This window comes from Acidipropionibacterium timonense (assembly GCF_900605005.1).
Classification (GTDB): Bacteria; Actinomycetota; Actinomycetes; order Propionibacteriales; family Propionibacteriaceae; genus Cutibacterium; species Cutibacterium timonense.
The window spans coordinates 2,031,379-2,043,588 of sequence record NZ_LR027558.1 but is presented as its reverse complement, the minus strand read 5'-3'; the positions used below and the strand labels follow the sequence as shown (position 1 = coordinate 2,043,588).

General features: G+C 65.9%; 8 protein-coding genes. All 8 read left to right on the top strand.

Annotated features, from left to right (window positions below):
- Positions 1–10: 10 nt before the first annotated feature.
- Positions 11–400, top strand: a complete 390-nt coding sequence (gene rplL, locus E0E30_RS09655) for a 50S ribosomal protein L7/L12 (RefSeq protein WP_130866093.1) — start codon at positions 11–13, stop codon at positions 398–400.
- 171 nt (positions 401–571) lie between these two features.
- Positions 572–1,060: a hypothetical protein gene (locus tag E0E30_RS09650; protein WP_130866092.1), complete on the top strand. Its 489-nt coding sequence runs from the start codon at positions 572–574 to the stop codon at positions 1,058–1,060.
- 4 nt (positions 1,061–1,064) lie between these two features.
- Positions 1,065–2,249, top strand: coding sequence for a hypothetical protein (locus E0E30_RS09645; protein WP_130866091.1), 1,185 nt, complete (start codon positions 1,065–1,067; stop codon positions 2,247–2,249).
- A gap of 183 nt (positions 2,250–2,432) precedes the next feature.
- Positions 2,433–5,915 carry a DNA-directed RNA polymerase subunit beta gene (gene rpoB, locus E0E30_RS09640; protein ID WP_167853925.1) on the top strand — a complete coding sequence of 1,161 codons (3,483 nt, stop codon included), beginning with the start codon at positions 2,433–2,435 and terminating at the stop codon, positions 5,913–5,915.
- Between the two features lie 173 nt (positions 5,916–6,088).
- On the top strand, positions 6,089–9,970 hold the full coding sequence (locus tag E0E30_RS09635; protein ID WP_130866089.1) for a DNA-directed RNA polymerase subunit beta': 3,882 nt from the start codon (positions 6,089–6,091) through the stop codon (positions 9,968–9,970).
- Between the two features lie 640 nt (positions 9,971–10,610).
- Positions 10,611–10,928 carry a hypothetical protein gene (locus tag E0E30_RS09630; protein ID WP_130866088.1) on the top strand — a complete coding sequence of 106 codons (318 nt, stop codon included), beginning with the start codon at positions 10,611–10,613 and terminating at the stop codon, positions 10,926–10,928.
- A gap of 333 nt (positions 10,929–11,261) precedes the next feature.
- Positions 11,262–11,633, top strand: a complete 372-nt coding sequence (rpsL, locus tag E0E30_RS09625; protein WP_130866087.1) for a 30S ribosomal protein S12 — start codon at positions 11,262–11,264, stop codon at positions 11,631–11,633.
- A gap of 3 nt (positions 11,634–11,636) precedes the next feature.
- Complete coding sequence (gene rpsG, locus E0E30_RS09620; protein ID WP_130866086.1) at positions 11,637–12,107, top strand: 30S ribosomal protein S7; 471 nt, start codon at positions 11,637–11,639, stop codon at positions 12,105–12,107.
- The last annotated feature ends 103 nt before the right edge of the window (positions 12,108–12,210 follow it).

The following is a 12,210-nucleotide window of genomic DNA, read 5'->3' as shown; positions in this document are numbered from 1 at the left end:
GACGCCCATCATGGCGAAGCTCAGCAACGAAGAGCTCCTTGACGCCTTCAAGGAGATGACCCTCATCGAGCTCTCCGAGTTCGTGAAGCTGTTCGAGGAGACCTTCGACGTCTCCGCCGCCGCCCCCGTCGCCGTGGCTGCCGCTGCCCCGGCCGCCGGTGGCGAGGCCGCCGCCGAGGAGGAGGAGAAGGACGAGTTCGACGTCATTCTCGAGTCCGCCGGCGACAAGAAGATCCAGGTCATCAAGGAGGTCCGCGCTCTTACCAGCCTCGGCCTCAAGGATGCCAAGGACCTCGTCGAGGCCGCCCCGAAGCCGATCCTCGAGAAGGCCAAGAAGGACGATGCCCAGAAGGCCAAGGAGGCCCTCGAGGCCGCCGGCGCCACCGTCAGCCTCAAGTGACCCGGTGAGGGTCGCCCGAAGTGGCGACTGAAAGCTTTGCGCCGCCCCCTTGTGGGGCGGCGCAATCCTATTTTAGTCTTCTCCCTGACCGAGATGGGATGTATTCCCAGCAAGCTGACCGATGCTCCGGCTCAGGGAGCTTCGGTGATGTCTATAAGCGATGGAGGGACAATGCGAAAGACCATTATTGGAGGGCTTGCTACAGCTGTCCTGGCGATGAGCGCAGCAGTGATACCGATGGCTCAAGCCAGCGAGCCTCCGGTTATCGACAGCGAGCCCATGAGGATGGTGCCGTCTGGGGCGATGCCGTGCAATCCGGCTGGAGCACCGGTCGAAGTGGCCAGGACCGGGACCATATCGACGCGGGGGCAGGTGTTTCCGGCATGCGCTGGGGGCGGATCGGTTGTTTTGCCCATGCGATTGGTGGTCCCTGGCAAAGTTAATCGAGTAGACGTTGGTAAGTTCTCGGTCAAGGTTAAGGGGCGGACAGCGTACCAAGAGCCCAAGAAGCAGTACTGGATTGACAAGGATACCGCTGGCCACGGTGGCAGCGCGTGGAAAGTCAAAAAGGGTGATCCACGTGGTAAGTCTGACCTCGTGGTGTCTGTTACCGCGAGCGGTGTTCCGCTACGCGGGAAAATGATCGCGATCGCGGGGTGACGTCATGACCGGGACAAGGATTGAGCAATGGCCTTGGGCTGGTGGCCCTGAGGTCGACTGGCTGCGCGGGTCTGGCGTCTGTGGGGCTGATCCCATTGGGGTGGTCACTGCTGGTGGCCGAGATCTTGTCGTCCTTGGCCCGCTGGACGACTGGCGGTCCAGCGACGGAAATCTGGGCTGTGGGGGAGTTCTGCTGGGTGGGGAAGGGCCGATCCTCGTCGTGTGGGACAAATCCGGTGTGCGGGTCCTACCGTCCGGGTGCCCGGCCCTGCCGTGGCTGGTCGTCGAACCCGAGGGGGAGCTCGCGGAGATACTGGCAGCCCTCATCCGTGCCGTGCCGAGTCAGTGGTGCCAGGAGTCCTCCGAGGACCTGCCCGAGAACCAGGGTTCGGTCACCCTCCCCGAGGATCCCGAGTGGGCCGGTGCCCATCTACCGATCCCGGTTCCGCAAGGAGCCCCGGCAGAATACCTGCTGGTCGTCGGTCGTCGAGGCGGCAGTGTCGTCATGCGCGAATGTGCCGGCATCTGTGATGACTGGTGGCAGGACCCCGCTGATCTGGAGGCCGTCGACTCCGTTCCCGAGGGGATTGGCCTACCGGAGGGTTGGAATGGTGTGACCTTGGGTCGGACCCACGTCGGCCATCCCACCCTCGTCACCGAGGACGTGGCTGGGGCCAAGATCTTGTGTGGGGAAGTGGCCGGTGATCCGGTGGCTGAGATCGTCAACGGCCAGTTGCGTCGCCTCCGTGCCCCGGCGCTACCAACCTGTGCACTGCTCACCGTCAGGTCCACCGCTGAGGGCCGGGCACAACTGGACCCCGGTGCGACTCTCATCGTCACTGACGCCGAAATCCTTGCTGGGTGGGGAAGTACGGCTCGTCCTCATCGCTCCTTGCATCATCGCAGTGCGGAGGGTGACCACCTCGTCATCATCGACCATGGCCCATTGCTGCCGGCACATCGCCCGGCTGACCGGGTCCAAGAGTACCACAGTGCCACCGTGGTACGCCGCGAAAGAGGGGACGCACCGATCACAACGACCCTGTGGTGGGCTCCGGGCGACGACACACCCCGCCAGGTCGGGAATAACTGTTTGGCTGGTCATGTGATCGAAGGGTGGTATCACCCGTACGTCGGAACGCCGGTCGATCCGTTGCTCCTCGGGCTGTGGCGAGAACTCGTCGGGTGAGCCCCTCGTCTTCCTCCGATGGCTGGGTCGCCCTGATCGTGGTTGCATTGTCTGTGATAGTGTCGTAGACTCACTCCTTGCCCCATAGCCAGCGGACTGCCCATGCTTGACATGGGCGGCTCGTCATGCCCCGAACCGGTCGATCCCCCGGCCGGTAGCAGGAGTTCTCGGAAGGACCGCACATTGGCCGCCACGCGCATCGCGTCGAAGAACACCAACGTCATCTCCCCCCAGAGCGGACGAATCTCCTTCGCCAAGATTCATGAACCGCTCGAGGTGCCCAACCTCCTGGATCTGCAGGTCGAGTCGTTCAACTGGCTCGTCGGCAACGAGATCTGGCAGGCCCACGTCGAGGAGGCCCTGGCCCAGGGGCGCACCGACGTCAACACCAAGTCCGGTCTGGAGGAGATCTTCGAGGAGATCTCGCCCATCGAGGACTACTCGGAGACGATGTCGTTGTCGTTCCGGGATCATCGGTTCGAGGATCCCAAGCACACCCTCGACGAGTGCAAGGATCGCGACAGCACCTACGCGGCGCCGCTGTTCGTCACCGCGGAGTTCACCAACAACGAGACCGGCGAGATCAAGTCGCAGACGGTCTTCATCGGCGACTTCCCGCTCATGACCCCCAAGGGCACCTTCATCATCGGTGGCACCGAGCGCGTCGTCGTCTCGCAGCTCGTCCGGTCCCCGGGCGTCTACTTCGAGCGCACCCCCGACAAGACCTCCGACAAGGACGTCTACACCTGCAAGGTCATCCCGAGCCGCGGAGCCTGGCTGGAGTTCGAGATCGACAAGCGTGACACCGTCGGCGTCCGCCTCGATCGCAAGCGCAAGCAGAACGTCACCGTCTTCCTCAAGGCCCTCGGCTGGACCGCCGACCGCATCCTCGAGGAGTTCGGCGACTACGAGTCGATCCGCCAGACCCTCGACAAGGACCACGGCGTCGACACCCAGGACCAGGCGCTCCTCGACATCTACAAGAAGCTTCGTCCCGGCGAGCCGCCGTCCCGCGACGCCGCCCAGCAGCTCCTCGAGAACTACTACTTCAACCCCAAGCGCTACGACCTGGCCAAGGTCGGTCGGTACAAGATCAACAAGAAGCTCGGCCTTTCGCTGCCCTTCGACCAGCAGGTGCTCACCATCGACGACATCGTCGCGGCAATCCACTACATCTGCGCCCTCCACGAGGGTCGGGAGACCCTGCCGCGGGAGGATCGTGAGGACGTCATCGTCGAGCCCGACGACATCGACCATTTCGGCAACCGTCGTCTGCGCACCGTCGGCGAGCTCATCCAGAACCAGCTGCGTACCGGCCTGGGGCGCATGGAACGCGTCGTCCGCGACCGGATGACGACCCAGGACATCGAGGCCATCACCCCGCAGACGCTCATCAACATCCGCCCGGTGACCGCCGCGATCAAGGAGTTCTTCGGAACCTCCCAGCTGTCGCAGTTCATGGACCAGAACAACCCGCTGGCCGAGATGACCCACCGTCGTCGTCTGTCGGCCCTGGGCCCCGGAGGTCTGTCCCGCGACCGTGCCGGCATGGAGGTCCGTGACGTCCACCCGTCCCACTACGGCCGCATGTGCCCGATCGAGACCCCTGAGGGCCCGAACATCGGCCTCATCGGCTCCCTGGCCTCGTTCGCCCGGGTCAACGCCTTCGGCTTCATCGAGACCCCGTACCGCCGGGTCATCGACGGCCAGGTGACCGACGACGTCGACTACCTCACCGCCGACGAGGAGGACCGCCACATCATCGCCCAGGCGAACGCCGCCCTCACCGAGGACGGTCACTTCGCCAATGCTCGCGTCCTCGTGCGCAAGCGCCACGGCGACCCGGACGAGGTGCCCGGCGAAGAGGTCGACTACATGGACGTCTCCCCGCGTCAGATGGTGTCGGTCGGCTCCTCGCTCATCCCCTTCCTCGAGCACGACGACGCCTCCCGAGCCCTCATGGGCGCCAACATGCAGCGTCAGGCCGTGCCGCTCATCCGTACCGAGGCCCCCTACGTGGGCACCGGCATGGAGTACGACTGCGCGGTCGACGGCGGCGACGTCACCCTGGCCGAGAAGGCCGGAACGGTGCTGTCGGTCTCGGCCGACCTCATCGACATCGCCTGCGACGACGGCACCTACCAGACCTACCGGCTGGAGAAGTTCCGCCGCTCGAACGCCGGCACCTGCGTCAACCAGCGCCCGATCGTCAAGGCCGGACAGCGCGTCGAGGTCGGCACCCCGCTGGCCGACGGCCCCTCGACCGACCACGGCGAACTCGCCCTGGGACGCAACGTCCTGGCGGCCTTCATGCCGTGGCAGGGCCTCAACTACGAGGACGCCATCATCATTTCCCAGCGGATCGTCTCCGACGACATCCTCACCTCGATCCACATCGAGGAGCACGAGGTCGACGCCCGCGACACCAAGCTGGGCGCCGAGGAGATCACCCGGGACATCCCCAATGTCTCCGAGGACATGCTCGCCAACCTCGACGAGAACGGCATCGTGCGCATCGGTGCCCACGTCGGCACCGGCGACATCCTCGTCGGCAAGGTGACCCCCAAGGGCGAGACCGAGCTCACCCCGGAGGAGCGGCTGCTGCGCGCCATCTTCGGTGAGAAGGCCCGCGAGGTGCGCGACACCTCCCTCAAGGTGCCCCACGGTGAGGAGGGCGTCGTCATCGGCGTGCGCATCTTCGACGCCGAGAACGGTGACGACGAGCTCTCGCCCGGCGTCAACCAGATGGTCCGGGTGTACGTCGCCCAGAAGCGCAAGGTGACCGTCGGTGACAAGCTCGCCGGTCGTCACGGCAACAAGGGCGTCATCTCGAAGGTCCTGCCCGTCGAGGACATGCCCTTCCTCGAGGACGGCACCCCGGTCGACATCATCCTCAACCCGCTGGGCGTGCCCTCGCGCATGAACGTCGGCCAGGTGCTCGAGATGCATCTGGGCTGGATCGCCCACTCCGGCTGGGACATCACCCAGGTCGAGGGGGACTGGGCCGAGCGGCTGCGTGAGGTCGGCCTCGTCGACGTCCCCGAGAACTCGCGTCTGGCGACCCCCGTCTTCGACGGCGCCACCGAGACCGAGATCCAGGGTCTGCTCAACAACGGCCACCCGAACCGCGACGGTGACCGTCTGGTCAACAGCGACGGCAAGGCCCGACTCTTCGACGGCCGCACCGGCGAGCCGTTCCCCAAGGAGGTCGGCGTGGGCTACATGTACATGCTCAAGCTGCACCACCTCGTCGACGACAAGATCCACGCCCGCTCGACCGGCCCGTACTCGATGATCACCCAGCAGCCCCTGGGCGGCAAGGCGCAGTTCGGTGGCCAGCGCTTCGGTGAGATGGAGGTCTGGGCCATGGAGGCGTACGGCGCCGCCTGGGCCCTCCAGGAGCTCCTCACCATCAAGTCGGACGACGTGCCCGGCCGCGTCAAGGTGTACGAGGCGATCGTCAAGGGCGAGAACATCCCCGAGCCCGGCATCCCCGAGTCCTTCAAGGTGCTCGTCAAGGAGATGAAGTCGCTCTGCCTGAACGTCGAGGTGCTCAACTCGGAGGGTCAGGAGATCGACCTGCGCGAACCCGACGAGGACACCCGTTCCAACCTGGGCATCGACCTGTCGCGACGCCCCGGTGCCGACAACGCCCTGGCCGACTGACGACGGCGGCCCGGCGGTGACGCCGCCGGGCCTTCCACGACTCATCCACACAAGCTGAACCGAAGGGGGTGACGACGGGCCTGGACAACCCGCCGTCACGCTGACCCCGACTGGAACTCCTCCTGGGCAGGGAGGGGCTACCACCCACCGGTAGTGGGGGAAAGAGACACACCGTGCTGGACACGAACTACTACGACCGACTGCAGATCGGCTTGGCGACCGCCGACCAGATCCGTCAGTGGAGCCATGGCGAGGTCAAGAAGCCGGAGACCATCAACTACCGCACGCTCAAGCCCGAGCGCGACGGACTCTTCTGCGAGAAGATCTTCGGCCCGACGAGGGACTGGGAGTGCTACTGCGGCAAGTACAAGCGGGTGCGCTTCAAGGGCATCATCTGCGAGCGTTGTGGCGTCGAGGTGACCCGCTCCAACGTCCGTCGTGAGCGGATGGGGCACATCGAGCTGGCCGCCCCGGTCACCCACATCTGGTACTTCAAGGGGGTGCCCTCGCGTCTGGGATACCTGCTCGACGTGGCCCCCAAGGACCTCGAGAAGGTCATCTACTTCGCCGCCTACATGATCACCGCCGTCGACGAGGAGGCCCGTCACCGCGACCTGCCGAGCCTCGAGGCCAAGATCCAGGCCGAGAAGACCCACCTGGCGCAGCGTCGTGACTCCGAGCTCGAGGCCCGTCGGGCCAAGCTCGAGGAGGACCTCGCCCAGCTCGAGGCCGACGGGGCCAAGGCCGACACCCGCCGCAAGGTCAAGGACGGGGCCGAGAAGGAACTCAAGGTCATCGAGTCGCGCTCGCAGCGTCAGCTCGACCGTCTCGACGCCGTCTGGGACCGCTTCAAGAACCTCAAGGTCCAGGACCTCGAGGGCGACGAGGTGCTCTACCGCGAGATGCGCAGCCGCTTCGGCAAGTACTTCGAGGGCTCCATGGGCGCCGAGGCGATCAAGCGTCGTCTCGCCGACTTCGACCTCGAGGCCGAGTCGGAGAACCTCCGTGAGGTCATCAAGAACGGCCGCGGCCAGAAGAAGACCCGCGCCCTCAAACGGCTCAAGGTCGTCCAGGCCTTCCTCGAGTCGGGCAACTCCCCGCAGGGCATGGTCCTCGACGCCGTCCCGGTCATCCCGCCGGACCTGCGACCCATGGTCCAGCTCGACGGTGGCCGCTTCGCCACCTCCGACCTCAACGACCTCTACCGTCGCGTCATCAACCGCAACAACCGCCTCAAGCGGCTGCTCGACCTGGGCGCCCCCGAGATCATCGTCAACAACGAGAAGCGGATGCTCCAGGAGGCCGTCGACTCGCTCTTCGACAACGGTCGACGTGGCCGTCCGGTGTCCGGTCCGGGCAACCGTCCGCTCAAGTCGCTGTCCGACATGCTCAAGGGCAAGCAGGGCCGGTTCCGCCAGAACCTCCTCGGCAAGCGCGTGGACTACTCGGGCCGTTCGGTCATCGTCGTCGGCCCGCAGCTCAAGATGCACCAGTGCGGTCTGCCCAAGACCATGGCCCTCGAGCTCTTCAAGCCCTTCGTCATGAAGCGCCTGGCCGACCTCGAGCACGCCCAGAACGTCAAGTCGGCCAAGCGGATGGTCGAGCGCCAGCGTCCGGTCGTGTGGGACGTCCTCGAGGAGGTCATCAAGGAGCACCCGGTCCTGCTCAACCGTGCTCCCACCCTGCACCGTCTGGGCATCCAGGCCTTCGAGCCGCAGCTCATCGAGGGCAAGGCCATCCAGCTCCACCCGCTCGTCTGCTCGGCCTTCAACGCCGACTTCGACGGTGACCAGATGGCCGTGCACCTGCCGCTGAGCGCCGAGGCCCAGGCCGAGGCCCGCATCCTCATGCTCTCGACCAACAACATCCTCAAGCCCGCCGACGGCCGCCCGGTCGCCCTGCCGAGCCACGAGATGATCATTGGCGCGTACTTCCTCACCATGGCCCTCGACGGCCTCAAGGGTGAGGGTCGGGCGTTCGGCTCCCTGGCCGAGGCGATCATGGCCCACGATCTGGGCGAGCTCGAGGTCGGCGCCAGGATCAAGCTGCGTCTGACCGGGGTCGTCCCGCCGCACGGCGAGACGGTGCGCGCCGACGGCTCGGTCATCCTCGACACCACTCTGGGCCAGGCTCTCTTCAACGAGGTCCTGCCGGACGACTACCCGTACGTCGACTACCTCGTCGGCAAGAAGCAGATCGGCCGGATCGTCAACGACCTGTCGGAGCGGATGAGCCAGCTCGAGGTGGCCCACGTCCTCGACAACCTCAAGGACATCGGCTACCGCTGGGGTTCGCTGTCGGGTGTCACCGTGTCCATCGGCGACGTCCAGACCCCGCCCACCAAGCCGCAGATCCTCGCCGGTTACGAGAAGCGGGCCGGGAAGGTCGACAAGGAGTACGAGCGCGGCGCGGTGACCGAGGAGGAGCGTCGTCAGGACCTCATCCAGATCTGGACCGAGGCCACGGCCGAGCTCACCGAGGCCATGGAGGCGAACTTCACCGAGACGAACCCCATCTACATGATGGTCCACTCGGGTGCCCGAGGGAACATGACCCAGATGCGTCAGATCGCCGCCATGCGAGGCCTCGTGGCCGACCCCAAGGGCGACATCATCCCCCGACCCATCAAGTCGAACTTCCGTGAGGGCCTCACCGTTCTCGAGTACTTCATCTCGACCCACGGTGGCCGCAAGGGTCAGGCCGACACCGCTCTGCGCACCGCCGACTCCGGGTACCTCACCCGTCGTCTCGTCGACGTCTCCCAGGACGTCATCGTGCGCGAGGAGGACTGCGGCACGACCCGTGGCATGCCCAAGACCATCGCTGTCGACGACGGCACCGGCACCCTCGTGCCGGCCGACGGCCTCGAGACCGCGGTCTACGCCCGGTGCCTGGCGGCCGACGCCGTCGACGCCCAGGGCAATGTCGTCGTCGAGGCCAACTCCGACCTCGGGGACGAGCAGATCAAGGCGATGATCGCCGCGGGCATCCCCCAGATCAAGGTGCGTTCGGTGCTCACCTGCGCCGCCGCCCAGGGCTGCTGCGCCCGCTGCTACGGCCGCTCCCTGTCGACCGGCAAGCTCGTCGACGTCGGCGAGGCGGTCGGTATCATCGCCGCCCAGTCGATCGGTGAGCCCGGGACCCAGCTGACGATGCGTACCTTCCACACCGGTGGTGTGGCCGGGGACGACATCACCCAGGGCCTGCCCCGCGTCGTCGAGCTCTTCGAGGCTCGCTCGCCCAAGGGCAAGTCGCCCATCGCGGAGGCCTCCGGCGTCCTGCGTCTGGACGACTCCGAGTCGCGTCGCAAGCTCGTCCTCGTCCGGGACGACGGCGAGGAGGACGTCGAGTACCCGCTGCCGCGTCGTGCCCGCCTCGAGTTCGACGCCGACGGCAGGCACCACGTCATCCGGGACGGGGTGCGCGTCGAGGCCGGTCAGCAGCTCATGGCCGGCACCCTCGACCCGCACGACGTGCTGCGTGTCTCCGGCGTCCGCAAGGTGCAGGAGCACCTCGTCGGTGAGGTGCAGAAGGTGTACGCCACCCAGGGCGCCCCGATCCACGAGAAGCACATCGAGATCGTCATCCGCCAGATGCTGCGGCGTATCACGGTCATCGACTCGGGCGACACGACGATGATGCCCGGCGAGCTCGTCGACCGGCCGCACTACGAGGCCTCCAACCGCAAGGCGGTCGCCGAGGGTGGTCGCCCGGCTGAGGGTCGTCCGGTGCTCATGGGCATCACGAAGGCCTCGCTGGCCACCGAGTCCTGGCTGTCGGCTGCCTCCTTCCAGGAGACGACGAAGGTGCTCACCGATGCCGCCATCAACGGCAAGACGGACACCTTGGTCGGCCTCAAGGAGAACGTCATCCTCGGCAAGCTCATCCCGGCCGGAACGGGCCTGGAGGTCTACCGCAACATGAGGGTGGAGCCGACCGCGGAAGCCAAGGCTGCTGCGTTCACGATGAACTACGACCCGTTCGACTACGACTTCGGTTCGGGGTCGGGCGCGGCTGTTCCGCTCGACGATCTGGATCTGGGTGATTTGAGCTGAGGCTAGGACCCGGCTGCGAAAGCCTCTCCTCCCCACGTGGGGAGGAGAGGCTTTTGTATGAGGCCTGAACGTAGGTCAGGGTGTCGTCGCCCTTGACTTCGGTGTTATTGATCTCGACTTTGTCGAGGTGACGGGGCCGGGGAGGATCTCTGCATGTTCATGCGGGGGATCGGCAAGCTGCGATCTCCGCTGGCAAGGCCGTCGTTTCTGAACCTGTGACTGACACCTGGGTTGCCGGTGGCCAGCATGGTGGTCAGTCGGCGGGGGCGTCGAGGGGCCAGGCTGCTGCCAAGTTTACTGATCAGCCGTCTGGAGCGCAGGCCGGATCGGTGCGCCGTTCGGTGGTACTACGACGGACTGGCGAGGCGTGATTGGAGGCGTAGACTGCGGTGGTACGCCTGCTAAGGTGCTTGCTGTGTTACGAGGGGATAGCGGGATGAAGCGAACAGTTCTGACGGGGATGGTTGCAGCATGCTTGGGACTGGCCGTTTTCGTAGGGACGGCTCCGGGGGCAAGTGCGCACCAGGTTGCTCCCGTTCCCGTTCCGACATCCCGGGCCACTGCGGATGCCCGCCCGACTCATCGTGCATCGGTGCATGTGAGTGTCGGCGTCAGCCTGCCGCCTCACCATCGCGGCATCGTGCCTCCGGAGATTCGTGGCGGCACCGTTTACCTGCCGAACGTCAGCGCTGGCCCCATCATCCTGCCGACCGTCAAGGGCGGGACGATCGCCCTTCCCGACGTCAGTGGACGTCCCATCGTCCTGCCGAAGATTGAGGGTGGGACGGTGAGCATTCCGCCGATCGTCTTCCCCTCCATGCATGCCATGGGCAGCCTTCGCGTCAACGGAACGATCAGTGGACAGGTCAACGACAAGGGCCATGGCAGCTTCCTGGCTGCGGGCGGCGTGGGTGCTCCTGTGTCTCGCCCGGTGGCCCTTCCTCGAACGGGTGCCTGAGGAGCTGCGGACGCAGCGCTTTTCATCTGTGGAGTTTGACCTCCATGGGGTTTCGTGGCGCCCCCCGGTGCGCCTCCTCGCAGCGTCGCTGAGTTTGACCCCCTGAAACCCGGGAGATACCCTGTTAACGCGTGTCCGGTTCGACCGGACACTTGTGCGTGCCTTGGCATGGCGTCACGACCACTCGAGTTGCTGCGAGTCCGGTCCGTCCGTGCGGAGTTCGCACGGTACCCATGACACCCAGAGCGAGGGACAGCGGTGATCCCGGCGCCGGGCGAGTGGGTGCGCAGCCAGGGATTCTTACCCACACATGACGGAAAGAGATACCAGCCGGTGCCTACAATCCAGCAGCTGGTCCGCAAGGGCCGCACTGACAAGATGAGCAAGAACAGGACGCCTGCCCTCAAGGGCTCCCCGCAGCGCCGTGGCGTCTGCACGCGCGTCTACACGACGACCCCGAAGAAGCCGAACTCGGCTCTGCGGAAGGTCGCCCGCGTGCGTCTGTCCTCGGGTATCGAGGTCACGGCCTACATCCCCGGGATCGGGCACAACCTCCAGGAGCACTCGATGGTGCTCGTGCGCGGTGGCCGCGTCAAGGACCTCCCGGGTGTCCGCTACAAGATCGTCCGCGGCTCCCTCGACACCCAGGGTGTCAAGAACCGCAAGCAGGCGCGCAGCCACTACGGCGCCAAGAAGGAGAAGTGATCCATGCCTCGTAAGGGACCCGCGCCCAAGCGCCCAGTCATGGTCGACCCCGTCTACGGGTCGCCGCTGGTCTCCCAGCTCGTGAGCAAGATCCTGCTCGACGGCAAGAAGACCGTTGCCCAGGACATCGTCTACACCGCCCTCGAGGGGTGCCGTGCCAAGACGAACACCGATCCGGTGCAGACCCTCAAGCGCGCTCTCGACAACATCAAGCCCTCCCTCGAGGTGAAGTCCCGCCGCGTCGGTGGCGCCACCTACCAGGTTCCGGTCGAGGTCAAGCCGGCCCGTCAGACCACCCTGGCCCTGCGCTGGCTCGTTTCCTTCTCGCGTGATCGCCGCGAGAAGACGATGGCCGAGCGACTCATGAACGAGATCCTCGACGCCTCGAACGGCCTCGGTGCTTCGGTGAAGCGCCGCGAGGACACCCACAAGATGGCCGAGGCGAACCGCGCCTTCGCGCACTACCGCTGGTGATCGTCAGCCCCCTCCCACTCGTGGCGAGGGGGCTCCACCATGTCCTCAGCCCGAACCCTGGTGACCTGGTTCACCTGCGGTTCATTCACGTGGAGCATCATTC

What these genes read in the sequence shown, in the direction of transcription:
- rplL (WP_130866093.1), top strand. Translation starts at nt 11, where the DNA reads ATGGCGAAGCTCAGCAACGAAGAGCTCCTTGACGCCTTCAAGGAGATG.
- E0E30_RS09650 (WP_130866092.1), top strand. Translation starts at nt 572, where the DNA reads ATGCGAAAGACCATTATTGGAGGGCTTGCTACAGCTGTCCTGGCGATG.
- E0E30_RS09645 (WP_130866091.1), top strand. Translation starts at nt 1,065, where the DNA reads ATGACCGGGACAAGGATTGAGCAATGGCCTTGGGCTGGTGGCCCTGAG.
- rpsG (WP_130866086.1), top strand. Translation starts at nt 11,637, where the DNA reads ATGCCTCGTAAGGGACCCGCGCCCAAGCGCCCAGTCATGGTCGACCCC.